Raw genomic sequence first — 25,259 nt, forward strand, 5'->3', positions numbered from 1 at the left:
GATTTCCTGAGGCAACAACTGTGTCATCTATCTCTCAAGTTAATGCGGATGTTCTAAAACAAGCTCAACAACGTATTCAACAAGATTTATTGACAGCATTGGCTGCATTTTCAATTCCAGAACCTTTAAAAGCAGCCGTTCATCATACCGTGATGTTAGGTGGTAAGCGGGTTCGTCCTGCACTCTGTTATGCAGCAGCGTCATTACAGCCGAATCACAACTTTGCAGCAGCACGCCGTGCCGCAGTTGCGGTTGAATTGATACACTGTTATTCGTTGGCACATGATGATTTACCATGCATGGACAATGATTTACTACGTCGTGGACAACCAACCTGTCATGTTGCATTTGGTGAAGATACGGCCTTATTGGCGGGTGATATTTTGCAGTCGATGGCATTTGAGATTTTGGGCAGCCGTTTGTTTGATGAGCAGGGCCAAGGAACTGAAGCTGCCATTGTCTTAAAACAAGTGCAAATCTTGGCAACAGCAAGTTCAAGGATGGTTTGTGGCCAGGTATTGGATTTACAGGCTGAAGGGGAAGGAAAACAAGTTGATCAAGCTGAATTGGAAAATATTCACCGTAATAAAACAGGGGCTTTGATTCAAGCAGCAATTATGATGGGTGCGGTGACCATTTTTAATGGGACTGATCAGGCAATTCCTAAATTACGCCAATTTGGGCAAACGATTGGTTTAGCCTTCCAAGTACAAGATGATATTCTAGATGTGACGGCAAGCACTGAGACTTTAGGCAAGACTGCGGGTAAAGATGAGCAAGTTCAGAAATCAACTTATCCATCGTTGATGGGCTTAGCACAAGCACAGGCTTATGCACAAACTTTACATGATCAGGCTTTTGAAGCCTTGGCTTATTTTGGTGCTGATGCCAAAGAGCTGGTCGAGATTTCGCAGTTTTTACTGGCACGGAAAAGTTAATCTTCCGTCATCTTTGATCAATTATTGAGTGTTATAAAAGACCATCCTTGTATGGTCTTTATTTTTGGAGTCGGTATACACCTTAATGCAATCAACAGCATAGATTTAAGCAGTTTATAAATCATTGTTTTAATATAAAAGTGAATCTAAGATAAATAGATGATCCATAGAAATAACAACAGAGCATCGCTTTATGAATGACGATCAATTAGAAAAATGTGCGCTTGAATATGGACAACAACTGGCTTTTTCCATCCAATCACAACCTTTTGGTCCAGACTGTGAGGTCTTTAAGGTCTTTGATAAGGTATTTATGTTGATTGGTGCTTATTCTGGCAAGTTGCTGGTGACGATTAAATGCAAGCCTGAGAAAAGTTTGGAATATCAGGAGCTGTATCCTTCAATTTCCGCAGGTTATCACATGAATAAGAAACACTGGATTTCGATTGCAAGTCGTCCAGAGATCACCGCAGATTTGCTGCAAGACCTGATTAAAGATTCTTATGATTTAGTGGTGGGAAAACTCCCACTTAAAGATCGAAAGCGAATTCAGAATGTATAAAAAATAAAGCAGCGATAACGCTGCTTTATTTTGATTGGAAACAGGACTTAGTGTTTGCCCATAATTCCACGAATGGCATTGAGTACATCCGCTGGAAGGACCACAGTTTTTGCATTGCTAGATTTAGAAAGATCTTGCATCGCTTTCACATATTGCTCACCGAGTAAGTAAGCAACAGGGATTTCTTTATCACCGACAGCTGTCGTGACCATTTCAATCGCACGTTGTGAAGATTCTGCAAGAACAACCTGTGCCTCTGCATCACGACGCGAAGCTTCCAAACGACCATCCGCTTCTAGAATCGCAGCCTGTTTTTCACCATCTGCTTTAGTCACCGTCGCACGACGTTGACGCTCAGCCGCCGCTTGAGCTTCCATCGCAGCTTGCATGGTGTGAGATGGCTGAATATCTTGGATTTCAACCGTTTTCAGGGTAATGCCCCAATCTGAAATATCATCAGAAATGGCTGCTTTTAACTTCGCTTTGATATGATCACGTGAAGAAAGCGCATCATCCAAATCCATTTCACCAACGATTGAACGGAGTGAAGTTTGAACAAGGTTTTGAATGGCCCAAGTATAGTTTTCAATCCCATACACCGCTTTTTCTGGTGTTGTCAGGTTGATATAAGCTACGGCATTCATCACCAGTACAGCATTGTCTCGGGTAATGACTTCTTGTGAAGGAATATCTAAAACAATATCTTTCGTGGTAATTTTATAAGCAACTTCGTCTACATATGGAATCACGAAATTGAGACCAGGATTCAACGTGGTATGGTATTTACCTAAACGTTGAACAATCCATTTATAACCTTGGGGAACAATACGAACCCCTTTAAAGATGGTTATAGCAATAAAAGCTAAAAAAGCTAAAACAACAATAGTACCGACAGACATTGAAAACCCTCTTTTGTGTTTATGACGTGCTATGCGGTTGAACGACTAAATCATTACCCAAAATATCAACGACTCGAACGCGATCGCCGACTTGTACAGGTACAGTACAACGGCAATTCCATTCATCAGAACCTAAAACAGGCATCGAGAAGCGTACAATAATTTGTCCATGTTCAAGACCAGTCTGGATCACCATACCGACTTGACCAATGGTTGCTTCACGAGGAAGTCCTGCTTTGGTTTTATCAATTGAGAGAGGTTTGATAAATTTGAACCAAAGAATCGTGCATAAAATAGATAAAACTCCCCAAGTAATGACTTGGGTGGTAAAGCCCATCATCGGGAAAAGCCACAGTAAAATACAGACCATGACTGCTGCTATGCCAAACCATAATGCAGCAAAAGCAGGCAAAATTAACTCTGAAAGAATGAGTAAAATCCCTAATACAAACCAGTGCCAAGGTTCAACTACAAATTCCATAGATTTGCTCGCATCATTAAACGGAGTGGAGGTGAAAAAATATTCACCTTTAGCACTCTAGCAGATCATTATCTTTATGAATATACAAAGATTGTTTTTTTGGAATTTGGGGCTGATGGTCACAAGGAATCTTGCTTGGATTGCAAGTCGTTATGCAGATCAACAGCCCTTGAGGAGGATTTTTAGAATTTAGACTTTGGCGCAGGCTTAAGGGCAGCAGGGGAGTTTTTAAACGTCGTAATCGCATTTCGAATCGCAGTGATCTTGGCTTGAGCCGCTTTTTCACCTTCTAAAATTGCTTCATTACTGGATTTTAGGTCTAATGCGCCTAAATGGCCCACTTTAGGCTGAATCACGACGGTGGCTTGATTCAACTCTTCATTAATACTTTGCTGTCCCATGATATTAATGGTTTGATCGAGTAAGCCCCACATACTTAAAGGTTTGCCTCCTACTGGACGTGCAGAAATATCTACGGCAATCACAATATCAGCCCCCATATCTTTGGCTGTTTTAACAGGAATTGGACTGACTAAGCCACCATCTACATATTTGGTATTGCCAATCACCGCAGGCACAAACACGTTTGGAATACTACAAGAAGCTCGTACAGCTTGACCTGCATTGCCTTTAATAAACTCTGCTTTTTTTCCATTATCTAAGCGCGTTGCGACCGCAGCAAAACGAATTGGGAATTGCTCAATTGGTTTATTGCCCACTTGCGTATTTACATAGTTTTGTAGTTTTTGGCCGAGGATAATACCTTGACTATTCAAAGTTAAATCGCGTAAATCAGATTCTTGCAGTTTTAACGCCAGATTCTGCATTTGATAAGGGGTTTGTCCACTGGCATAAATACTGCCCACGAAACTCCCTGCACTGGTGCCCGTCACGATTTTGGCTTTAATGCCATGTGACTCTAACACCTTGATCACGCCAATATGGGCAAAGCCTTTGGCACCGCCACCACCCAACGCGAGTGCAATGACAGGTTCACGTGCTTTAATCGCCGTAGTTTGAGGTGTTTTCTTTGCTGTTTGATCACAACCAAATAAAGCGAGACTTAGAACAGCCAAGCAAGACAGTCGAGCAATTTTCATATCAGGTGCAGATAAAATGTACAAAAAGATGGGCACATCAGAGCAGATTTGCCCTTAACTTTCTAGTTTTTTTTCACAAGTTTTTGTAAGGGTTCTGCCAGCCAATCTGGGTTCTTGGGCGAGAAGTGTCCGACATAACGTTGCATGATGTGCTCTAAGTCTTGTTGATAGTGACCTGTTGGGGTAAAAGCGCCTAAGCAGTAAATGGTTTTATGGTCGTAATCAAAAGCAAACATTACGATGGGAATCCCGGCAGCATGGGCAATATGATAGAAACCACTTTTCATTTTCTCTGCTTTTTTACGTGTTCCTTCAGGCGCCATCCCAATCCAGATTTTATCGTGTTGATGAATCGTGGCAACAACTTGTTCTGTCAAACCATGAGCACTATCACGATGAACAGGAATGAGTCCTGCCCAGTTTAAAAGTGGCTTCAAAGCTGGTTTAAATAAAGTATCTTTACCTAAAACCGTAATTTTTAAGCCCAAGCCACCTATAGCGAGAAAGCCATACCAACCGTCAATGTTGGAAGTATGTGGCGAGATAATGGCAACAGCTTTAGGTAGATTGGGAATTTCACCAACAACCGTCCAGCCTTGGCCGAGAAAAAGTTTTTTACACAATGCACGACTATAAGCTGTACCACGTTGTGGAACCAGCGGAGGTAAATCTGGAAAATGCTGTGGCATAAATCACGATATGTAATGACAACTACAATTATGTTAAACACTCATGACAGCGCCTGCATTGGCAAAAAATAAGATTTTATTGCCTTACAGATGAAAGGATTGGATACTTGATCGACTTTATTGTAGTGCGATGGAAAACGCGGAATGCCTAATCTTCGACAGATTTACATTTTATTGTTTTCTTTGTATTGGGCACAGGGCTTGCCTGTTGGCTTTATGACGCATGCATTGCCTGTGATTTTAAGGGCACAAGGGGTGTCACTGGCGCATATTGGTGGTTTCGGCTTATTGATGTTGCCTTGGTCGATTAAGATTTTTTGGGCTGCTTATGTGGATCGGTTTGCCTTATTGGGATTCGGGCACTACCGTAGCTGGATCATTCCGACGCAACTTTGCAGCGTTGTTATTCTGATTATTCTCTCATTTTTCCCTATTGATGCCTTGGATCAACCGAGTTATCTACTGATTTTCTTTGGCTTACTCTTGTTGATGAATTTAACAGGGGCAACCCAAGATATTGCCACAGATGGCTTGGCTGTCAATTTACTCAAAAGTGATCAGCAGCATTGGGGCAATACCTTCCAAGTGATCGGATCACGTTTAGGTTTTATTGTCGGGGGCGGAGCTGTACTTTGGTGTTTGGATTGGCTGGATTGGCAAAGCACATTTCTGGCTTTGGCAGGTTTGGTTTTTTTAAACACATTGCCTGTTTTATTTTATTCCGAGCCGCAACATGAAAGCAAAGACACACTCAATAAAGCGAATGTTCAATCCTTTACTCAGGCAATTAAAGCTTATTTAAATTATTTCCAGTCTTCTCCAGAATTAAAAGCATGGCTGTTGGTACTGATCAGTTTTAAAGTGGCTGATGGTCTAGCAGGACCTTTATTGAAACCATTGATGGTGGATATGGGGCTGAATTTCACTCAGATAGGGGTGTTTATTACCATGTTTGGAGCGGTTGCGGCATTATTGGGAGCGGCTGTCGCTGGGCTATTATTAAAATATTTCTCTAGAACAAGTTGTTTAATCGTATTCTCATTTTTGAAAATTATAAGTTTGGGGGCGTATGCCATTCTCGGCTATGCCTATGAATCTCGTTATCAAATTGCTCCACTTTGGTTGTATGTGGTAAATGCAGTTGAAGATGCCTGTTCTGCAATGCTGCTGGTCGCGATGCTGACACTGGTCATGCAATATAGCCGTAAACAATTTGCAGGAACGGACTTTACCTTTCAGGTATCGATCATGGCAACGGTCAGTGGTTTATTGTATTTATTCAGTGGTGTGGTGGGCGATTGGCTGGGCTATGCAGATTATTTACTGGTGATCTGCATCATTTCAATGCTGTGTTTGAGTCCGATCTTTTATTGGAAAAATAAAGCAAGATAAAGGTCACTTTTTATTACAATTTTTGTGTTTAAACGATGTATGTTGAAACAAATAATCTGGGTATATGACTCAGCTTATATAGGAATGGAATGATTTTCGTCGGATTTTATCATTTTATGAATATAGAGATTTCTGTGAATAAAAATAAAGAAATATTTCGATAATTAATTGATATAGATATTAAATTTAGAGTGTATATTGTCGTAAATAAGTCAATTAAAATGAATAACTGAATGTATAAAAATTAAACTTTAGTCGAAATTGGAATAAATTAATAAGATTTTAATCGTTTTGTCATATAAAGTTAATGTGTAGGATTTGTTACAAATTTAACCAGGATGTAAACAATGAAAATCAAAATTGTAACAGCAGCAGTGCTTAGTTTACTTGCAACAACCACTTTTGCTGCACCAACATTTTATGGCGAGATTGATGCCAGTGTTGATTATTTACCAGAAAAAAATGCAACGAAGTCAAACAAAGACGTTTGGGAAATCAGCTCAAACAGTTCATTCCTTGGACTTAAAGGTGATGAAAAGCTAACTGAGCGTTTAAGCGCAGTTTATGCAATTGAATGGGGCTTTAGCGCTGATGGCGATAGCAATGATTGGGTACAGCGTAATCGTTTTGTCGGTTTGAAAGATGCGCAATTGGGTACTTTGAAAATTGGTAAGCATGATACGCCTGTAAAACAATTATCGAGCGTTGTAGATACTTTTAACAACTATGTTGCCAACAAGGCTGATATCACAGGTATTTTCACAGGTGAAAACCGTATTGATAATGCAGTGATTTATGAATCACCAGCAGTGAAATTACTCGATGGTGCATTTAAATTTAATGCGTTACTTGCAACAGGTGAGTCTTCTGGTATTAAAGCAACCAGTGGCGGCGCAAAAGTTGCTGGTCGTGGTTTAGGTGATGCATGGTCAGCATCTGTAACTTATGAAAATCCATTGGTGGTAGCTGGTCTTGGTTATGACAAAGCGATTCCAAGCACCTTCCTTGGTCGTGGTTTCTTAAATGCTGCTGAGCCTGCAATTGCTGGTGGTGGCTTGTTTGCAGCGGCAAATACGGTACGTGCAATTGGTAAAGTCACGCCGCTTGAAGGCTTGGCACTTAAAGCACTGTATCAGACTTCAGAAGTAGAAGCTGTGTCTGGTAATGCGCCAGGTTCAGAAAATATTGATGACACACAAGGTTGGTTGTTAGGCGCGGAATATAATATCCCTCAAGCGAAGAACTGGACGGTGAAAGGTCAATATAGCCAGAATGATACGAGCTTTAAAACCAATACTGCTGACTTTAAAGCAAAACAAATTATCGCTGGTGCAGATTATGCATTTAACAAACAAGTTAAGACTTATGGTTATGCAGGTTATCTAACGCTTGAGCAAGCAAGTAAAAAGGATAAACAACCTGTTGCAGGCTTAGGTTTAGAGTTCAAATTCTAATCTGCTTTTATTTAAAAAAATGCCCTTTAAGTTTGCTTAAAGGGCATTTTTGTTTATATTGTTTTTTCTTTAAATAGAATTATTTATTTTCATAAAACTCTAGGCTACAAGGATCGGGAATTGCTTCGCCAAGGATTTATAAAAATAGGACCTTATTCATACTTTAATTACTCCAATTCTTAATTAACTCAATTTTTAACCTGTCATTTTGTTGGGTTGCTATTGTTTTGTTTAAGTCATTTTTAAGTTTTTATTCTTATCTTAAAAAAAGCTAAGAAATTTATTTTTAGATTGTGATGCTTATGTTGCTAAAAAGACTCAAAACCAAGACCATTTCATTACTTACCTTCAATGTGTTACTCGCAGTTTGGTTAGGGGTTTTTCTGAATTTTGCATTTTATGAAAAGATGCAGACACTGACCCCTTATACAGGTTTTAAAGCAGGACTATTTGCTTTAGCCTCAGTCGGTGTGGTAACTGCATTCTATACTTTTCTTTTTCAAGTTTTGAATTGGAAATGGACCGCAAAACCAATTGCAATCGCCTTAGTTTTTATTGGTGGTTTTGCCTCTTATGCGGTTAATACTCTAGGGGTCTGGATCACTTCAGACCAAATTCAAAACCTGATGCAAACGGATATCGCTGAAGCAAAAGATACCTGGTCTTGGCATTTGCTGGTTTGGATCATTGGTATGGTGATTGTGCCGATTATTGTGATTTTGCTGATTAAATTAAAACCTGAACCTGTTATTCGACAAATTTGGAAAAAGGTGCTGGCTTCACTTGTTTCTTTAGCTATGGTTGGTGGTTTACTATTTGTCTTTTATGTCGATTTTGCTGCAATCTTTCGTGAAAACCGCGATTTAAAAGGCATGATTTCTCCTCAAAATATGATTGCTTCATTTGTATCGTATTATAAAAAGAAAGCTCCTAAGGAAAATCTTCCTCTGGTGACTTATGGCGAAGATGCTCAAGCAACGCAATCATCAACAACTATACCCAAACTGATGGTATTGGTGGTGGGTGAAACGGCACGTGCAGAAAATTTTTCTTTAAATGGTTATGCAAAAGATACTAATCCCAAACTCGCCAAACAGGATATTTTAAATTTCTCTCAGGTGAGTTCGTGTGGTACAGCAACGGCAGTTTCAGTACCTTGTATGTTCTCTGGTATGCCAAGAGAAGATTACGATGAACGTCTTGCGAGTCATCGAGAAGGTCTACTGGATATTGCAAAACGAGCGGGTTACCAAGTGACTTGGATTGATAATAATTCGGGTTGTAAAGGGACTTGTGACCGTGTTGAGCAATTCAAAATCCCTGAGCCAATTCAACAGAAATGGTGTAAGGATGGCGAATGTCTGGATGACATTTTGATTGATAGTCTGAAAGCTTATATTGAAACAATCCCGAAAGATGATACCCGTCCACATTTAGTGGTATTGCATCAAATGGGCAGCCATGGACCAGCCTATTATAAGCGGGTACCTGCTGAATACCGTGTATTTAAACCAACCTGTGATACCAATGCGATTCAGGGCTGTACTCAAGAAGCACTCGTGAATAGCTATGATAATACTTTGCTTTATACCGATTATGTTTTAGATTCATTGATTGAAACATTAAAAAATACAACGAAATATCAAACAGGTTTGTGGTATTTGTCTGATCATGGTGAATCAACAGGTGAGAGTGGGATGTATTTGCATGGTGCACCTTATGCGATTGCGCCGACGCAACAAACCCATGTACCGATGGTGATGTGGTTCTCTCAGGTATGGCAACAACAAGCAGCGAAGCAAGTCAAATGTTTGGCACAACAAAGTAAAAATAAGCTGAGCCAAGATAACTTGTTCCCAACCATGCTGAGTTTGCTTGATATCAAAACCAAGGTAATTAATGCTAAAAATGACATGTTGCAGACATGTCCTAACCCATAAGGTGTAATGAAATCATGACTAAGATCTTGATGATAGAAGATGATTTTATGATTGCAGAGTCAACATTGACTTTATTGCGATATCATCAGTTTGAGGTGGAGTGGGTCAATAACGGGGTCGATGGACTAGCTTTGTTAACCAAACAGTCTTTTGATTTAATCTTGTTGGATTTAGGGCTACCTTTGATGGATGGGATGCAAATTCTCAGACAGATTCGTCAACGTAGTTCAATACCTGTGTTGATTATTTCTGCACGAGATCAGTTACAAAATCGTGTGGATGGTCTCAATCAAGGCGCAGATGATTATTTGATCAAGCCGTATGAGTTCGATGAATTGCTTGCACGAATCAATGCGTTATTACGTCGTGGCAGTGTAGAAACAGCACAGTTGAAAAGTCAGTCACAATTGTTAAAAAGTGGTGAGTTGACTCTCGATGTTGAACAGCACTTGGCGACATTTAAAGGACAACAGATTGAACTGTCTAATCGGGAATGGGCCATTCTGATCCCGATGGTTTCTCATCCAAACAAAATTTTCTCGAAAGCTAATTTGGAAGACAAACTGTATGATTTTGACAGTGAAGTGACCAGTAATACCATTGAAGTCTATGTACACCATTTACGAGCCAAACTTGGAAAAGACTTTATTCGAACCATTCGTGGTCTAGGTTATCGTTTGGGGCAAGCTTAAACTTATGAAAAAAACTCAGCATTATTCACTCAAGAAAAGACTGATTTGGGGAACCTCTATTTTCAGTATTGTGCTGGGTTGTTTCTTGATTTTAGCCGCATATAAAATTTCATTACATGAAGTCGATGAAATTTTAGATACCCAAATGCAATACATGGCGGAACGTTCCAGCTCTCAGCCAGTAACGCCAACGGCAAGTCGGGTGGAGTTGCACAGAACCTACCATGAAGAGGATTTGTTGATTGATATTTGGGCCTATAAAGATCAAAGTCATTTATGGCATCAGACCCATCTCTTGCTCCCGCCTGTGAAACAAGCTGGTTTTTATACCCAAAACACACCGCAAGGAAAGTGGCGTGTGTATGTGATTCCATTAAAAGACTATCAGATTCAAGTCAGTCAGCAAGAAGAGGTACGCCATGCGTTTGCGTGGGAGTTGGCCGGGAGTATGTTTGTCCCTTATCTGCTCTTATTGCCGATTGCGATTTTGGTGTTAGCATTTATTATCAGTTTGAGCTTAAAACCCTTAGATGATTTTAAAACGGAATTGACCCAACGTGATTCGGATGGTTTATCACCGATAGATGTGAAAGATTATCCACAAGAACTGTTACCTACCATTGAAGAAATGAATCGTTTATTTGAGCGTATTCAGCATGCTCAAACTGAGCAAAAGCAATTTATTGCCGATGCCGCGCATGAACTTAGAACACCTGTGACTGCACTGAATTTGCAAACCCGAATTTTGATCAGTCAGTTTCCAGAACATGAGGCTTTGCAAAATCTGAGTAAAGGCTTAGCCCGTATTCAACATTTAGTCACCCAGCTTTTAGCATTGGCTAAGCAGGATGTTGCACTCAGCCTGATTGAACCCAATACTAATTTCAGATTGAACGATGTTGCACTCAACTGTGTTGAGCAATTGGTGAATTTAGCCATGCAAAAGGAGATTGATTTAGGCTTTGAGCGCAATGATCCTATTGAAATGCAGAGTCTTGAATCAACGGTACATTCGATTATTTTTAACCTGATTGACAATGCAATTAAATATACCCCGAATCAAGGCATTATTAATATTTCAGTCTATAGCGATACCGATGATTTTGCCTATATTCAAATCGAAGATAGTGGTAATGGAATTGATCCTGAACAATACGACAAAGTACTAAAACGTTTTTATCGTGTCCACCATCACTTAGAAGTGGGTAGTGGGCTTGGACTTTCAATTGTAGATAAAGCCACCCAACGTTTAGGTGGGGTTTTGACTTTATCTCGGAGTATTGAATTAGGCGGTTTGAGCGTATTGGTCAGATTACCAAAGAAACTTGCGCATCATGAACCGCATTGAATATAACGAGGGCTTAATTTGACTGAGTATTGGCTTCAGATTGCTGTTTCAGATCGCGCAGAAATAACACACATTTCTGGATACGTTTACCATCATTGCCGACTTTGCTGACATTCAAGCGTAATACCCAGTTTAAACGTTTACCGACCTTACAAATATCTTTATAGACTTGAGGTTCATCCAGTAAAGCTTGATAAAGCAGTTGGCTGGCTGGCTCGAGTCGTTCAAATTCAAAATGATAGGCTGTCGAGAAGATAAACAGTAACCAGTCACGAACAAAACAATCATGCAGGCTGAGCACATCTCGCGGATCTGTTTCAAAATCAATAAAAGTAAACTGATTTTGTTCATCGACCAGAATGTTCCGCGCAAAGGCTTCACTTAAATAACCCTCATTCGCATGCAACTGGCGAATGGCTTGAATGGCTTGATGAAATAAGTCAAATTGTTGTTCAGGATGGTCTTTAAGGCTTGCAATTTTTTGGTCTAGTTGGCTGACATAGCTTTGACGTTGTGAGCCGACATCTTCGAGCAGAATGCCTTTTTTTGAGAGCGCCAATACATTCGGTGTTGAAATCCCTAATGCTTTGAGCTGCTGAATACGTTTGAATTCACATTGGATTGCAACTGATCCCCCTTGGTTGGGAACTGGGGTAATGGAGCCGAGATTAAATATTTTTGCTAGCCATTTCAGAGGCGTATATAACCACAAACCATGACGTTCAGATGCTTTTTTAAGCCATACTTTACGTGAATCTAGTTCATAAGACTGAATAGAGTCGGATTGCGTTGCTAAAGTGGATTCCAAAAAAGATTGATAGTCAGACATACGGCAGCAAAAATAATCCTAATGTGAGCGTCAAACATACTCGTTGTTTGAGTACGGGCGTTCACTTTACCACATCAATTGTCGATAACGGTATAGAATTACGATTTGTAATGGCTTGGTGGCGTTTATAAGTGAACGCATACAACACAAGGTTCACAGCAACGCAAACCCATGCAGTCCACAAATTATGACTCAAAAAATGGGCGCCGCGCATCATCTGAGCCCAACCCATCGCAAAGCCAATGATCATTGCTGCCATGAGATAAAACCAAGCACGTTGTGTTTGATGTAGACGATAGACAAAATAGCCTGTGACCAATGCAAAACCTGTACTGGCATGTCCACCTGGAAAGCAGTGTCCAGCAGTTGCAGAGAAATCCCAGATAAAGCCTGTTGGCGTTTCATGGGTCATATACCATGGACAGGCGTGATAAGAATGGGCTTTGAGTAGTCCTACGATACCTGTACAGAGCATGCTGACCCAAAACATATAACCATATTGCCAACGTTGTGGTTTCAGCTTTTCGACTTTAAAAGAGGCGCACCACAAAAAGAAAAAAACCACATAAACAAGCGTTAAAAGTTGTTTGACGTAAGTATGGTTAAGTTTATCGAGAAACCAATCATTTTTATAAGGGAAGCCACCATGTTGACTGACCCAAGGTTGAATCAGTTGCATGTCAATGGTTCCACCGACTGGAAACACGAACAACAAGATGAAAAAGCTGACCAATAATAGAAAGCTCATCAATGCGAAGAAAGGTGTTTTCAAAATCATGGAACGTATTATTAAAATCAGATGACAATTGTGTTATTTAATGTGAATAAGCTTAATTGGCTCTTAAATTATCATAAAAAAATGGTAGTGGAGGGGAGTTAAAAATAAGTGTAAGTTTATTTCTTAAGTATTTGAAAATATTTATTTTATTTTTTTAAGTATATTTTATGATTTTTCCTTGTTCCATTTCAGCACAAAGCAGCCATTTGGCTGCTTTATGCTGAAACCAAGAACTGATTAGTGCAGGATTTTATTCAGGAATTGCTGTGCACGTTCACCACGTGGCGCCCCAAAGAATTCATCTTTAGAACAGTCTTCTACGATTTTACCTTGGTCCATGAAAATAATGCGATTGGCGACCTGACGGGCAAAGCCCATTTCATGCGTCACACACATCATGGTCATGCCTTCTTTGGCCAATCCCACCATCACATCGAGAACTTCATTGATCATTTCAGGGTCAAGCGCAGAAGTTGGCTCATCAAATAGCATTGCGATTGGGTCCATACTGAGGGCACGCGCAATCGCAACTCGTTGTTGTTGCCCTCCTGAAAGCTGAGCAGGGTATTTATTGGCATGGGCACTGAGCCCAACCCGATCCAGATAGGCGAGTCCTTTTTTATTGGCTTCCGCTTCTGAACGGCCAAGCACTTTGATCTGTGCAATGGTCAGATTTTCGGTAATGCTGAGATGAGGAAATAATTCAAAGTGCTGGAACACCATACCGACACGGCTGCGTAGTTTAGTCATATCGGTTTTGGGTTCGTGAACGGGCACGCCATCGACAAAGATTTTACCTTGCTGAAAGGGTTCAAGCCCATTCACGGTTTTAATCAAGGTTGATTTTCCTGAACCTGATGGGCCACAGACCACCACCACTTCACCTTGGCAGATTTGGGTACTGCATTCGGTTAGGACCTGAAATTGATCGTACCATTTACTGACATTCTGGAGGTCGATCATTACTTTATTGTCGCTCATACACTTAACCTCCTTTGTAAACGTTTCACTGCGAATGTTGCTAAAGCACTAATCGTGAAGTACATCAGCCCTGCAAATAAAATATATTGGGTGAGTAGAGACATTAAATCGCCACGAACATAATTTGTTCTGAAAAAATCGAGTAAGCCAATGGCATAGACCATGGTGGAATCCTGAAACAGGATGATGGTCTGTTGAAGCAGTAAGGGTGTCATTTTTCTGAATGCCTGTGGCAGAATAATCAGACGCATGGATTGGCCATAGCTCATGCCCAATGCAGAAGCAGCGGCAGCTTGACCTTTGGGAATGGACTGAATTCCTGCACGGACAATTTCAGAAAAATAAGCGGCTTCAAACAGCATGAAGGCCACGATACTTGAAACCAAAGCGGTATCAATGGTCAGATATTGTCCTGTAATTGCGGTATAAAAAAATGGCACGGCAAAGTAGAACCACATCAGCACCAGTAACAGCGGAATGGAACGGAACAGATCCACATAAGCCTGTGCAATCCAATTTAAAATTTTGATTGATGACAGGCGCATCAGGGCCACGAGAGTACCAATCGCAATACCGCCAATGGTCGCAATCACCACGACTTTTAAGGTAATGCTGAATCCATACCACAGCGCAGGTCCAGACTGCTGTAAGTCACTGAGAAAAGAGGTTAGCCATTCCATACTACTTTCCTCCTGATATTAAACCAGGAATACGCAGACGCTTTTCCAACAGGTTCATGCTAAAAATAAGACAGATGTTAATCAGAATAAAAATCAGCGTGACATAGGTATAAATTTCGATGGTATTCTGAGTGTATTCACTGATGGTTTTCATCTGCGAAATAATTTCTGCAACACCGACTAAAGAGGCGACCGAGGTGTTTTTGACACAGTTGGTCAACTCTGAACTTAGCGGCGGTAAAATGGTGCGAAATGACTGCGGTAGAATGACATAGCGATACAGTTGCGCCGTGGAAAAGCCCATAGCATAGCCTGCATTGATTTGTCCCTTGGGCAGGGCTTCAATCCCAGTTCGGACTTGCTCACATACCCGCGCAGCAGTGAACAGACCCAGCCCGATACTGGCCGAAATCAGGGCAGTGGTATTGGCTCCTAGATCATTCATCCACCAGTTTTTAATCGGGGCGGGCAGAAAGTTGGGAACCACATAAAACCAGATAAATAATTGAACCAGTAAAGGTACATTTCTAAACAGGGTAACGTAGGTGGTACCGATGGCTCTGGCGGTTTTATTGGGGAGCGTGCGCATAATGCCGAGGATACTGCCCAGCAGCAGGGCAATAGTCCATGCGACCACAGCAATCACAACCAGCCAGCCCAGACCTGTGATGATCCAGTTCAGGTAGGTGGTATCTCCGATACCTGTTGATTGCCATAAAACTCCCCAGTTCCAGCTATAATTCATAACAACTCCTGAGTAGAGTCGGGACAACATCCACTGTTTCCCGATCTCACACTACTATGCTTGCGATAAGGGGAGCGAATTATTGATCGCGATCATGTGGATTGCTGATTAAGGCTTTGAGCTGATCCGACATGGCAAAATTCAAATTAATATTCTTTGGTGGAATCGGTTGCTGGAACCATTTTTCATACATCTTGTTGATTTCACCAGAGGCATAAGTTGTCTTGATGGCATCATCAACCACCTGTTTAAAACCAGTATCTCCTTTTCGCAGCATACAACCATAGATTTCATGAATTGGCGCAGTACCAACGATGTCCCATTGATTCGGATCTTTGGCTTTAGATTTTTCACCTGCGAGCAGAATATCATCCATCATAAATGCCACAGCACGGCCATTTTGCAGCATCAGGAAGGATTCAGCATGGTCTTTGGCGGAAATGATTTCGCCAATGCCAAGTTCTTGCTGGTGTTGACGAATATAGCGTTCAGATGTGGTTCCTGCTGTGGTGACCAGTTTTTTGCCTTTTAAATCGGCAAAGTCTTTAATCCCCGAATTTTTAGCAGTCAGCAGTCGAGAGCCCACTTCAAAGAAACCGACAGAGAAATCAACTTGCTGTTGTCGTTCTTTATTATTGGTGGTTGAGCCACATTCCAGATCGACAGTTCCATTCGAGACCAGTGGAATACGGTTCTGACTGGTCACTAAGTTGTAGCGAATCTTTAGGTCTGGCATATTCAGCTTCTGCTTTACGGCCTCAACCACTTTAAGTTGCAGATCATGCGCATAACCGACTGGTTGGTTTGGGGTCGATGCAATATAAGAAAAGGGAATGGATGAATCTCGATAACCCAGCACTATCGTGCCAGAGCTTTTGATTTTGTTTAATGTTCCCGAAGTGGAGGCACCAGCTTCAGTCGCTTTGTCGCCAGCGGCCGGCGCTTTGTTGTCACTACAAGCACTGAGTCCGAATACCAATGTGCCTGCACAAAGCAGAGAGGTCATGGTGCGTTTATAAATCATGTACAAAACTCCTTTTGTATCGTTATGATCGCATGCGTCATTGTTGCGGTTTAACCGTTCATTGTTATGAAAAATAATGTGTTCTTTTTGATGTATTAAAAAACATTATTTTTCATCTTAATAGAGTTCAATGCGCATGCTCAAGCGATATTCTTTACGGTTTTGTTAATCGTAATGGTGGATGAATAGCGTAATTTAAAAGCTGTAAATTACAGTAAAAATTGCAAGAAATATAAAGCATGATATGTGCCATGATCGCTTGGATTCACTAGGACAGAGTCGGTTGCACAACTGCTTTATCCTAGTACTAAAACCGCTATGTATAGGCAAGGTTGATTGGAATAGCATGATCAAATACGAAAACGAAAAGTCAGCTCGTTTTTAGTCGAGATAAAAAAAGCGACGTTTCCGTCGCTTAAAAGGGTTTAAAAAATTAGAACATTGATTCTTCCGAATTGGCTGAAATTTTATGGATTGAAAGATCCGCACCACGATACTCATCTTCTTGTGACAGGCGAATACCCATAGTGGCTTTTAATAGACCATAGACAATAAAACCACCGACTAAGGCAATGATAATGCCAAGACCCGTACCAATGATTTGCGAGATGATGGAGACCCCCCCTAAGCCACCTAAAGCTTGTTGGCCAAAGATGCCCGCTGCAATTCCACCCAATGCACCACATACACCGTGTAAAGGCCATACCCCAAGTACATCATCAATTTTAAGTTTGTTTTGGGTATAGGTGAACAGGTAAACAAATAGTGCACCCGCCGTGCCACCAATTATTAACGCACCAATTGGGTGCACAATGTCGGAACCTGCACAGATTGCGACTAAGCCAGCCAATGGACCATTGTGTAAGAAACCAGGGTCATTACGGCCCATAAAGTTGGCTGCTAAAGTACCACCGACCATTGCCATGAGAGAATTGATTGCAACCAGACCTGAAATCGCTTCAACCCGTTGTGCACTCATCACGTTAAAGCCAAACCAGCCCACGATCAGAATCCATGAACCTAAAGCAAGGAATGGAATCGATGACGGTGGATGAGCACTGACACGACCATCATTTTTATAACGACCATGACGAGCACCGAGTAAAATCACCGCAGCAAGGGCAATCCAACCGCCCATGGCATGCACCACAACGGAGCCTGCAAAGTCATGGAAACTTGCACCAAAAGAGTTCTCTAACCACTTTTGCAGGCCATAATTACCATTCCAGATCATGCCTTCGAAGAACGGATAGATGAGTGCCACCAAAATCAATGTTGCAATGGCTTGAGCACGCATTTTGGCACGTTCTGCAATACCGCCCGAAATAATCGCAGGAATTGCAGCAGCAAAGGTCAGTAAGAAGAAACAACGCATCAGGTTATAGCCATGATCGGCTGCTAAGGTACTGCCAGCGTGGAAAAAGTTTTGACCATATGCAATCCAATAGCCTACAAAGAAATAGGCAATTGCTGAAATGGCAAAATCGGTGAGGATTTTACTCAATGCATTGACTTGGTTTTTATGGCGTACCGTGCCTAATTCCAAGAATGCAAAGCCAGCGTGCATTGCTAATACCAGTACTGTCCCGAGCAGTAAAAAAAATAGATCTACGTTTTGCATAGTGGCGCTCAAAAAAAGTGCTAAATTTTATTTTGGTGCAAATATTTGATTCGTTTTTTGCACCAAAATAGATTTAGTAAATCTAAAAACTCAAGCTATATCGCAACAGCTCAATTTGATGAAATATCTAATGCAAAAAACGCACCAATTTAGAAAATAAATTGTAATTTTGGTGAAAAGTGGTGCAATTTGCTTAAAAATAGCACAGTTCTGGGCACTTAGAATGAAAGTAGTGGGGGATTTGAATGAAAATCGGAAGCGGGTTTTTACTGTGTTCAAGAACAGCTCACGCCACTTTTTATATTCATGATGTTCAATATAAAAAGTAGCGCTGTGCAATTGTTGTTGGTCTTACATGACTGGTGGGCTATAGCTGAGGGTGCGTCCTAAAATCCACAATAAGAACAGCACTAACGGAAGATGGAACACCAATTGAGTCACGGTAAAACCAATCACGTCTTTGGCCTTGAGTTTTAAAATTCCCAACATCGGCAGCATAAAGAAGGGATTGATCAGATTTGGCAATGCTTCTGCCGCATTATAAATCTGCACCGACCAACCTAAATGCACCTGCAAATCATTGGCAGCCTGCATCACATATGGCGCTTCAATAATCCATTTACCACCGCCTGAGGGAACAAAGAAACCGAGTACCGCAGAGTAGATGCCCATCACAATCGCAAAGGTCTCTTTGGAGGCAATCGAGACAAAGAATTCAGCAATATAGTGCGACAGGGATAAATCCTGACTATTCAGCGCTTGGGTCATAATAAAGGCGATACTGCCATAGAGTGGGAACTGGATTAAAATTCCTGACACAGCAGGCACGGCCTGACTCACCGCATTGAGAAAATTACGTGGAGTACGGTGTAGTGCAAGCCCCAGCATCAAAAACACAAAGTTATAAGTATTGAGACTGGAAATGGCGACGATTGGATTGGTTTTAGAAAACTCGATAAACATCCAGATCAAGCCTAATGCCACCACAATAATGGTCAAAAGCGGTGAGTTCTCCAACCAATCCCCAGGTCGGGTCGATTTGACTTCGGTCTTTTCCTCTTCTTCAAAGTTGAGCTCAAAATCCTGCATGGTTTTGACATTGTCACCTTTCGGTGCAGACCAATAGGCAATCGCAATTGAGACAATCACCAAGATTAAAGTCATTAACATGGATTGCCACAGGAAGATGGTTTCGGTAAATGGAATCACACCGGTTAAGTTATAGATCGACTCAGGTAGACTGGCTTTATTCGCCTGTAACTGGGCTGCAGAAGAACTGATACCCAGTGCCCAAGTTGCGCCCATACCAATAATTGCAGCAGCGGCGGCAGCACGATAGTCCATCTGTAGTTCTTTACGCTTTGCCAGCGCAATCACCAATAACGCCGTTAGAATAGTACTGACTGCCCAATTGACCAAAGAAATCAATAAACTGACCGTGGCCACCAACACAATGGCACTGCGTCCCGAATGGGGGATACGCGCCATCTTCTGAATCAGTTTTTTCACAGGTGCAGAAACCGAAACCACATAGCCAACAATAATCAGCATGGTCATTTGCAGAGTGAAAGGGATTAAACTCCAAAAACCATTCCCAAAGGAGCTGGCGACATCTTGTACCGATGCACCGATACTGATTGCAGCCAAGGAAACGATAATCACACCGAGCAGGGCAAAGATATAAGAGTCAGGAAACCATTTTTCCGACCAGTTACTAATCCGCAGGGCAAACCGTTCTAACAAGGCAGGTTGTTTATTCATGTTTAGCATCCATTTTTAATTTTGTTGTATCTGATTCATTTGTCCTAAATGAATGTGCTGCTCCCGAAAACAGCGAAAAGTGATGCCATTACAGCATCACTTCAACGAGAAAAATAAAAAGGGGGGGAGAGTTAAGCTTTGGCTTCAATCAACAGCTCAACACCTGTAGCATCTAGAATTTGTTGTTCAGTGACATCCGGTGCTAACTCCACCAGTTTGATGCCTTCTGCGACAACATCTAAAACGCCCAAGTCGGTAATAATACGATGCACGACTTTTTGACCTGTCAGCGGTAAGCTACACTGCTTAACGATTTTAGCAGTCCCATCTTTGGCATTGTGTTCCATCAGCACCACCACACGTTGAACGCCTGCAACCAAGTCCATCGCGCCGCCCATGCCTTTGACTTTTTTGCCCGGAATCATCCAGTTGGCGAGGTCACCTTGTTCAGAGACTTCCATAGCACCCAGAATGGCGATATTGACGTGGCCGCCACGAATCATGGCAAAGGATTCACTGCTTGAGAAAAATGCCGCACCTGCACGAGCGGTGACAGTTTGTTTGCCTGCATTGATTAGATCAGGGTCGAGTTGCTGTTCGGTTGGAAATTCACCAATGCCGAGTAGACCATTTTCCGATTGCAACCACACATCCATATCCTCTGGGATGTAGTTGGCAACCAATGTTGGCAGGCCAATACCAAGATTGACGTAGAAACCATCTTGTAATTCTTGCGCGGCACGTTGTGCCATTTGTTCACGTGTCCATGCCATGATTATGCGTCCTGTGCTTTTAGGGTTTTTTGTTCGATACGTTTTTCTGGTGTGGCATTCAGCACCACACGATTGACGTAAATGCCCGCTAAATGAATTTCATCTGGATCAAGTTCGCCGATCTCAACAATTTGCTCTACTTCAGCAATGGTGACTTTTCCAGCCATTGCACATTCAGGGTTAAAGTTTTGTGCAGTTTTACGGAACACCAGATTGCCAGCTTTATCCGCTTTGTAGGCTTTAACCAGTGCCACATCTGCGGTCAGTGAGGGTTCAAGGATGTAAGTACGACCATTAAATTCACGTTGTTCCTTACCTTCAGCCACCAAAGTGCCAGCACCTGTTGCGGTATAAAAGGCAGGAATGCCTGCACCACCTGCACGTAATTTTTCGGCTAGTGTGCCTTGAGGTGTGAGTTCAACTTCCAGCTCGCCATTCAAATACTGACGTTCAAATTCTTTATTTTCGCCCACATAAGACGAGATCATTTTTTTAATTTGTCGGGTTTTGAGCAAGACACCCAAGCCAAAATCATCAATACCTGCATTATTGGAGATACAAGTGAGGCCTGTTACACCGGTTTCTTTCAGTGCTTGAATCAAGGCTTCAGGAATACCACATAGGCCAAAACCGCCAACCGCAAATGTTTGTTGATCTTGCACTACATCTTGCAGTGCCAGTGCAGCGGTTGAATAGACTTTATTCATTTTTTTTCACCTGTAAATTCCTTGGTTTCTAATAGTTTTAGCACTCAGGGATTATTTACAGAAGTTTAAATTTTTAAAGGATTAATGAGGGAAACTCATTAATACAATAAATTTCATCTATTTCACTCAAAACTGGCGTTATAACAGGGGAGTCTGTCTTGGTGTATCAGCCGAAAGGAATTAGCCAAAATCATGTTGTAGCAAGATCTCGATAAACTCGGCTGAGATATTGGAAAGCTCAAAGTCTTTTTTATAGACAATGCCAATCGCTTGCGGTAGTTTGCCATCCTCAATTTCGATTAAGACATTATGTTCCTTATCGATAAAATTTTGAAAATGGCGGGGTATGGCACTGACCCCCATATCCAATGCCACAAAGCTGGAGAGGGAACTGATTTGATGACATTCGACTTTTAAATCTAAAGTCAGATGATTTTTAAGACAGTTTTCTTCAATCAGATGTCGAACAATGGAGGGATGTTGCAAGGTGACAAAGGGATTAGCACACAGCTGTTTCCAACTAATCGAATCCGCGCTTGCCAAAGGATGAGTCTTTGGTAAGAGCGCAAGAAAATCTTCCTCAAATAAAGGCTTGAATTCCAGTTGATCATTACGCGGTGGTTCAAAGCAAATCCCAATTTCAAAAATGCCATCCTGAACATTTTCCAGTACTTTTTCATTGGGGATATCATGAATGGAAAAGCTGATATTGGGATGTTTGGCTAAAAAACTATGAATGACTTGCGGCAAAATCGCATGGGTGACAAAGGGCATCGAGGCAATGTTCAGGGTGCCGCGATTGAGTTTAAATCGTTGTTTGACGTCTTTTTCCATATCTTCCCAATTGGCCAGTAATTTCTTGGCATAGGGAATCAGTGATTTTCCTTCTTGTGTCAGTTCAACCCGACGAGTATTACGTTTAAATAGCTTGCCGCCCAGTTCTTCTTCCAGTGATTTGATACTTAGACTTAAAGCAGATTGACTGAGATGCAATTCAGCAGAGGCATTTGCATAATTCAGGGTACGAGTCAAAGCCAGAAATGCTTTGAGTTGCTTTAAAGTCATGGTGGACGACCTATGCGGAAAGTTTTTGATTTATATGCTGTAATTTATAAAAAAACAGCACATTGTGACTGGCATTTTTGTTAATTCGGTGGCGAGAGGCAAGCTGTTTATTTTTAAAAATTTGACATGCGATTATTGATTTATTTTATCTCAATATCGAAAAATGGATTTTAAAAAGAATAAGCTAAATATAATTTGATGAGATTGATGAGTATTTTTGAATAGTTAATTTGTTTTATTAATCAATTAAATTTTTTTGGTATTAATTTGTGTATTATATTGATTTTTAATGATAATTAAAATTATGTGTTTTGTTTTAATGGTCTTGTTTTTTGTGATTTTAATGCTATTTTAAAATACGTTTTAACATGCGTCATGGTTTTAGATTCAGTACTGCAATCGGCAGTATTTTGATTTTATTTATGGTTAGGATAACCACCACACAGTATAAAAAAAATAATTTGGTTGACCCTGACATATATTCTTTGGAATGGAGTAAAAGAATATGTGGGACTTATTTGTCATTCTGCTGTCTTTAGGCTTGCTGATGTACACGGCCTATCGCGGTTTTTCCGTGATTCTCATGGCGCCGTTATGTGCATTGCTGGCGGTTTTTCTGATTAACCCCGCCAACGTGCTGCCGTTTTATTCGGGCGTTTTCATGCCGAAAATGGTCAATTTCATTAAAGACTATTTCTTGGTGTTCTTGCTTGGCGCGATCTTTGGCAAAGTGGTAGAAATGTCCGGTATTGCCGAGTCGATTGCCCGCACCATTGTCAATTTAATTGGCGCAAAAAAAGCCATTTTAACTGTGGTTTTACTCGGTGCCATTCTGACTTATAGCGGTGTCAGTCTGTTTGTGGCGGTATTTGCGATTTATCCATTTGCCAATCAGTTGTTCCAACAAGCCAATATTCCAAAACGTTTGATTCCTGGCACCATTGCCCTAGGCGCATTTACATTCACCATGGATGCCTTACCGGGGACACCCCAAATTCAAAACGTGATTCCAACCACATTCTTTGGCACCAATATTTATGCAGCGCCGTTTTTGGGTGTCATTGGGGCGATTTTCGTCTTAAGTATGGGGCTACTGTATCTGGAATCACGTCGTAAAGCTGCGGCTCGTACAGGTGAAGGCTATGCAGGTTTTGCTGCTGAAGATGCAGTCACGCTAGCGACTGCCGATGTTGAACAATCTACGCAGCACAATGGTTCAGTACTACGTCAAGGCATGGCCTTTGTGCCGTTGATTCTGGTTGCAGTGATGAACCGTTATCTATCCACAGCCATCAAAGAATGGTATCCGAATGGTTTTGATTTTAATGCAATTGGTCTCGCCAACTACACTGTTGATGTGGCAAAAACAGGCGCAATCTGGGCCGTCGGCTTGGCCTTGATTGTCGGGATTATTGCTGCGATTTTATTTGATTATCAGCGCGTGGTAACCAACTTTAAAGAAGGTGTCAATGCCAGTATCAGTGGTTCATTATTGGCGGTGATGAATACCGCGTCGGAGTATGGTTTTGGTGCCATTATTGCGGCATTGCCGGGCTTTGCTCTGATTAGCCATGCACTCGGTACCACCTTTACCAATCCTTTGGTCAATGGTGCGGTGACCACGACCGTGTTGGCGGGGATTACAGGTTCGGCATCGGGCGGGATGAGTATTGCTTTGAGTGCGATGGCAGAAACCTATAACGCTGCTATTGTGGCGGCAGGCATTCCACCAGAAGTGATGCATCGTGTGGTGGCGATGGCATCGGGCGGTATGGACACGCTCCCACATAATGGCGCGGTAATTACCTTGCTTGCGGTCACAGGTTTAACTCATAAGCAATCCTATAAAGATATTTTTGCGGTCACTATTATTAAAACCTTAGCAGTATTTGTGGTGATTGCTGCATTTACATGGTTCGGTATTGTCTAAGTCGAATTTTAATTTCAGCTTGCCTATACTGACAGGTAAGCAATCAAGATAAACAAAAACAGGAGTAACGCAGTGACTCAACAACTTGAAGCTAAAGTGGCCTTTATTACGGGTTCAGCTAGTGGCATTGGTCTGGAAATTGCGAAAAGATTTGCTCAGGAAGGCGCGAAAGTGGTGATTTCTGATGTCAATGCAGAGAAATGTCAGCAAGCAGTGGAGCAGTTAAAACAACAAGGTTTTGAAGCCTTATCTGCGCCATGTGATGTGACTGATGAGCAAGCTTATAAAGCGGCGATTGATTTGACCACGCAAACGTTTGGGCGACTGGATATTCTGATCAATAATGCGGGTTTTCAGCATGTTGCAGCAATTGAAGACTTCTCAACTGATATTTATCAGAAACTGGTACAGGTGATGTTGACAGGTTCATTTATCGGAATTAAACATGCGTTTCCAATTATGAAAGCGCAAAAATATGGTCGTATTATCAATATGTCTTCGATCAATGGATTGATTGGTTTTGCAGGCAAGGCAGGATATAACAGTGCCAAGCATGGGGTGATTGGTTTAACTAAAGTGGCAGCTTTGGAATGTGCCCGTGATGGAATCACCGTGAATGCATTATGCCCAGGTTATGTGGATACACCGTTGGTGCGTGGGCAAATTGCGGACTTAGCCAAAACCCGTAATGTAAGTCTGGAAAGTGCTTTGGAAGATGTAATTTTGGCCATGGTGCCACAAAAGCGTTTACTCAGTGTTGAGGAAATTGCCGACTATGCGATTTTCCTTGCCAGCAGCAAAGGTGCAGGGATTACAGGTCAGGCGGTGGTGATGGATGGTGGTTATACCGCACAGTAATCCGTTTATGTG

At 41.6% G+C, this 25,259-nt stretch carries 24 protein-coding genes; 9 read left to right on the forward strand and 15 right to left on the reverse strand.

Annotated features, from left to right (window positions below; all coding sequences use genetic code 11):
* The first annotated feature begins 20 nt into the window (after positions 1 to 20).
* Together MN869_RS04800 and MN869_RS04805 are read left to right on the forward strand one after the other, a co-directional pair.
* On the forward strand, positions 21 to 938 hold the full coding sequence (locus MN869_RS04800) for a polyprenyl synthetase family protein (RefSeq protein WP_004803041.1): 918 nt from the start codon (positions 21 to 23) through the stop codon (positions 936 to 938).
* 193 nt (positions 939 to 1,131) lie between these two features.
* A complete protein-coding gene (locus MN869_RS04805; protein WP_241272090.1) occupies positions 1,132 to 1,500 on the forward strand; it encodes an MmcQ/YjbR family DNA-binding protein in 369 nt (122 codons plus the stop codon).
* A gap of 47 nt (positions 1,501 to 1,547) precedes the next feature.
* Here the strand turns inward: MN869_RS04805 and MN869_RS04810 are convergent, their stop codons facing one another.
* From MN869_RS04810 to MN869_RS04825, 4 genes are all read right to left on the reverse strand, one after another.
* Positions 1,548 to 2,399 carry a stomatin-like protein gene (locus MN869_RS04810; RefSeq protein WP_004803045.1) on the reverse strand — a complete coding sequence of 284 codons (852 nt, stop codon included), beginning with the start codon at positions 2,397 to 2,399 and terminating at the stop codon, positions 1,548 to 1,550.
* 19 nt (positions 2,400 to 2,418) lie between these two features.
* The gene (locus MN869_RS04815) at positions 2,419 to 2,880 is read right to left on the reverse strand and encodes an NfeD family protein (protein WP_241272089.1); all 462 of its coding nucleotides are present in this window, start codon (positions 2,878 to 2,880) and stop codon (positions 2,419 to 2,421) included.
* A gap of 182 nt (positions 2,881 to 3,062) precedes the next feature.
* Positions 3,063 to 3,980 carry a patatin-like phospholipase family protein gene (locus tag MN869_RS04820; protein ID WP_004803049.1) on the reverse strand — a complete coding sequence of 306 codons (918 nt, stop codon included), beginning with the start codon at positions 3,978 to 3,980 and terminating at the stop codon, positions 3,063 to 3,065.
* A 62-nt stretch (positions 3,981 to 4,042) separates the two neighbouring features.
* Positions 4,043 to 4,669, reverse strand: a complete 627-nt coding sequence (locus tag MN869_RS04825; RefSeq protein WP_004803051.1) for a 1-acyl-sn-glycerol-3-phosphate acyltransferase — start codon at positions 4,667 to 4,669, stop codon at positions 4,043 to 4,045.
* A 144-nt stretch (positions 4,670 to 4,813) separates the two neighbouring features.
* Here MN869_RS04825 and MN869_RS04830 point away from each other — a divergent pair, with 144 nt between their 5' ends.
* The 5 genes from MN869_RS04830 (at position 4,814) to MN869_RS04850 (ending at position 11,495) form a co-directional block, all read left to right on the forward strand.
* Entirely contained in the window at positions 4,814 to 6,061 is a 1,248-nt protein-coding gene (locus MN869_RS04830; RefSeq protein ID WP_241304749.1) for an MFS transporter, read from the forward strand.
* Between the two features lie 347 nt (positions 6,062 to 6,408).
* Entirely contained in the window at positions 6,409 to 7,515 is a 1,107-nt protein-coding gene (locus MN869_RS04835) for a porin (RefSeq protein WP_004803055.1), read from the forward strand.
* Between the two features lie 302 nt (positions 7,516 to 7,817).
* Positions 7,818 to 9,455 carry a phosphoethanolamine--lipid A transferase gene (locus MN869_RS04840; RefSeq protein ID WP_241304750.1) on the forward strand — a complete coding sequence of 546 codons (1,638 nt, stop codon included), beginning with the start codon at positions 7,818 to 7,820 and terminating at the stop codon, positions 9,453 to 9,455.
* A 14-nt stretch (positions 9,456 to 9,469) separates the two neighbouring features.
* Positions 9,470 to 10,147: a DNA-binding response regulator PmrA gene (locus MN869_RS04845; RefSeq protein ID WP_004803058.1), complete on the forward strand. Its 678-nt coding sequence runs from the start codon at positions 9,470 to 9,472 to the stop codon at positions 10,145 to 10,147.
* 4 nt (positions 10,148 to 10,151) lie between these two features.
* Entirely contained in the window at positions 10,152 to 11,495 is a 1,344-nt protein-coding gene (locus MN869_RS04850; protein ID WP_005205968.1) for an ATP-binding protein, read from the forward strand.
* A gap of 13 nt (positions 11,496 to 11,508) precedes the next feature.
* Here MN869_RS04850 and MN869_RS04855 read toward each other — a convergent pair whose 3' ends face one another.
* From MN869_RS04855 to MN869_RS04905, 11 genes are all read right to left on the reverse strand, one after another.
* Positions 11,509 to 12,324 carry a lipopolysaccharide kinase InaA family protein gene (locus MN869_RS04855; RefSeq protein ID WP_241304751.1) on the reverse strand — a complete coding sequence of 272 codons (816 nt, stop codon included), beginning with the start codon at positions 12,322 to 12,324 and terminating at the stop codon, positions 11,509 to 11,511.
* 61 nt (positions 12,325 to 12,385) lie between these two features.
* Entirely contained in the window at positions 12,386 to 13,102 is a 717-nt protein-coding gene (locus MN869_RS04860; protein WP_241304752.1) for a phosphatase PAP2 family protein, read from the reverse strand.
* 237 nt (positions 13,103 to 13,339) lie between these two features.
* Positions 13,340 to 14,065, reverse strand: coding sequence for an amino acid ABC transporter ATP-binding protein (locus MN869_RS04865; RefSeq protein WP_171068244.1), 726 nt, complete (start codon positions 14,063 to 14,065; stop codon positions 13,340 to 13,342).
* A gap of 14 nt (positions 14,066 to 14,079) precedes the next feature.
* On the reverse strand, positions 14,080 to 14,763 hold the full coding sequence (locus tag MN869_RS04870; RefSeq protein WP_241304753.1) for an ABC transporter permease subunit: 684 nt from the start codon (positions 14,761 to 14,763) through the stop codon (positions 14,080 to 14,082).
* A 1-nt stretch (position 14,764) separates the two neighbouring features.
* The gene (locus MN869_RS04875; protein WP_004803070.1) at positions 14,765 to 15,508 is read right to left on the reverse strand and encodes an amino acid ABC transporter permease; all 744 of its coding nucleotides are present in this window, start codon (positions 15,506 to 15,508) and stop codon (positions 14,765 to 14,767) included.
* Positions 15,509 to 15,587: 79 nt separating this feature from the next.
* Entirely contained in the window at positions 15,588 to 16,532 is a 945-nt protein-coding gene (locus MN869_RS04880) for a transporter substrate-binding domain-containing protein (RefSeq protein WP_241304754.1), read from the reverse strand.
* A 433-nt stretch (positions 16,533 to 16,965) separates the two neighbouring features.
* Entirely contained in the window at positions 16,966 to 18,153 is a 1,188-nt protein-coding gene (locus MN869_RS04885; protein WP_243306909.1) for an ammonium transporter, read from the reverse strand.
* 351 nt (positions 18,154 to 18,504) lie between these two features.
* Positions 18,505 to 19,914, reverse strand: coding sequence for a TIGR00366 family protein (locus MN869_RS04890; RefSeq protein ID WP_241304756.1), 1,410 nt, complete (start codon positions 19,912 to 19,914; stop codon positions 18,505 to 18,507).
* 131 nt (positions 19,915 to 20,045) lie between these two features.
* Complete coding sequence (locus tag MN869_RS04895; protein ID WP_033133597.1) at positions 20,046 to 20,687, reverse strand: CoA transferase subunit B; 642 nt, start codon at positions 20,685 to 20,687, stop codon at positions 20,046 to 20,048.
* Positions 20,688 to 20,689: 2 nt separating this feature from the next.
* Positions 20,690 to 21,394 carry a CoA transferase subunit A gene (locus tag MN869_RS04900; protein ID WP_070075836.1) on the reverse strand — a complete coding sequence of 235 codons (705 nt, stop codon included), beginning with the start codon at positions 21,392 to 21,394 and terminating at the stop codon, positions 20,690 to 20,692.
* Between the two features lie 180 nt (positions 21,395 to 21,574).
* Complete coding sequence (locus tag MN869_RS04905; RefSeq protein WP_004803082.1) at positions 21,575 to 22,459, reverse strand: LysR family transcriptional regulator; 885 nt, start codon at positions 22,457 to 22,459, stop codon at positions 21,575 to 21,577.
* Between the two features lie 505 nt (positions 22,460 to 22,964).
* On the opposite strand from MN869_RS04905, the gene MN869_RS04910 reads away from it, so the two are divergent.
* Both MN869_RS04910 and MN869_RS04915 read left to right on the forward strand, forming a co-directional pair.
* The gene (locus tag MN869_RS04910) at positions 22,965 to 24,389 is read left to right on the forward strand and encodes a GntP family permease (RefSeq protein WP_241289371.1); all 1,425 of its coding nucleotides are present in this window, start codon (positions 22,965 to 22,967) and stop codon (positions 24,387 to 24,389) included.
* A 72-nt stretch (positions 24,390 to 24,461) separates the two neighbouring features.
* Entirely contained in the window at positions 24,462 to 25,247 is a 786-nt protein-coding gene (locus MN869_RS04915) for a 3-hydroxybutyrate dehydrogenase (RefSeq protein ID WP_241304757.1), read from the forward strand.
* Positions 25,248 to 25,259 lie beyond the last annotated feature (12 nt).

It is taken from the genome of Acinetobacter sp. NIPH1876 (assembly GCF_022808535.1).
Taxonomy (GTDB): domain Bacteria; phylum Pseudomonadota; class Gammaproteobacteria; order Pseudomonadales; family Moraxellaceae; genus Acinetobacter; species Acinetobacter higginsii.

Coding starts and splice junctions, on each gene's coding strand:
- MN869_RS04805 (WP_241272090.1), top strand. CDS start 1,132: ATGAATGACGATCAATTAGAAAAATGTGCGCTTGAATATGGACAACAA.
- MN869_RS04810 (WP_004803045.1), bottom strand. CDS start 2,399: ATGTCTGTCGGTACTATTGTTGTTTTAGCTTTTTTAGCTTTTATTGCT.
- MN869_RS04815 (WP_241272089.1), bottom strand. CDS start 2,880: ATGGAATTTGTAGTTGAACCTTGGCACTGGTTTGTATTAGGGATTTTA.
- MN869_RS04820 (WP_004803049.1), bottom strand. CDS start 3,980: ATGAAAATTGCTCGACTGTCTTGCTTGGCTGTTCTAAGTCTCGCTTTA.
- MN869_RS04825 (WP_004803051.1), bottom strand. CDS start 4,669: ATGCCACAGCATTTTCCAGATTTACCTCCGCTGGTTCCACAACGTGGT.
- MN869_RS04830 (WP_241304749.1), top strand. CDS start 4,814: ATGCCTAATCTTCGACAGATTTACATTTTATTGTTTTCTTTGTATTGG.
- MN869_RS04835 (WP_004803055.1), top strand. CDS start 6,409: ATGAAAATCAAAATTGTAACAGCAGCAGTGCTTAGTTTACTTGCAACA.
- MN869_RS04840 (WP_241304750.1), top strand. CDS start 7,818: ATGTTGCTAAAAAGACTCAAAACCAAGACCATTTCATTACTTACCTTC.
- MN869_RS04845 (WP_004803058.1), top strand. CDS start 9,470: ATGACTAAGATCTTGATGATAGAAGATGATTTTATGATTGCAGAGTCA.
- MN869_RS04850 (WP_005205968.1), top strand. CDS start 10,152: ATGAAAAAAACTCAGCATTATTCACTCAAGAAAAGACTGATTTGGGGA.
- MN869_RS04855 (WP_241304751.1), bottom strand. CDS start 12,324: ATGTCTGACTATCAATCTTTTTTGGAATCCACTTTAGCAACGCAATCC.
- MN869_RS04860 (WP_241304752.1), bottom strand. CDS start 13,102: ATGATTTTGAAAACACCTTTCTTCGCATTGATGAGCTTTCTATTATTG.
- MN869_RS04865 (WP_171068244.1), bottom strand. CDS start 14,065: ATGATCGACCTCCAGAATGTCAGTAAATGGTACGATCAATTTCAGGTC.
- MN869_RS04870 (WP_241304753.1), bottom strand. CDS start 14,763: ATGGAATGGCTAACCTCTTTTCTCAGTGACTTACAGCAGTCTGGACCT.
- MN869_RS04875 (WP_004803070.1), bottom strand. CDS start 15,508: ATGAATTATAGCTGGAACTGGGGAGTTTTATGGCAATCAACAGGTATC.
- MN869_RS04880 (WP_241304754.1), bottom strand. CDS start 16,532: ATGATTTATAAACGCACCATGACCTCTCTGCTTTGTGCAGGCACATTG.
- MN869_RS04885 (WP_243306909.1), bottom strand. CDS start 18,153: ATGCAAAACGTAGATCTATTTTTTTTACTGCTCGGGACAGTACTGGTA.
- MN869_RS04890 (WP_241304756.1), bottom strand. CDS start 19,914: ATGAATAAACAACCTGCCTTGTTAGAACGGTTTGCCCTGCGGATTAGT.
- MN869_RS04895 (WP_033133597.1), bottom strand. CDS start 20,687: ATGGCATGGACACGTGAACAAATGGCACAACGTGCCGCGCAAGAATTA.
- MN869_RS04900 (WP_070075836.1), bottom strand. CDS start 21,394: ATGAATAAAGTCTATTCAACCGCTGCACTGGCACTGCAAGATGTAGTG.
- MN869_RS04905 (WP_004803082.1), bottom strand. CDS start 22,459: ATGACTTTAAAGCAACTCAAAGCATTTCTGGCTTTGACTCGTACCCTG.
- MN869_RS04910 (WP_241289371.1), top strand. CDS start 22,965: ATGTGGGACTTATTTGTCATTCTGCTGTCTTTAGGCTTGCTGATGTAC.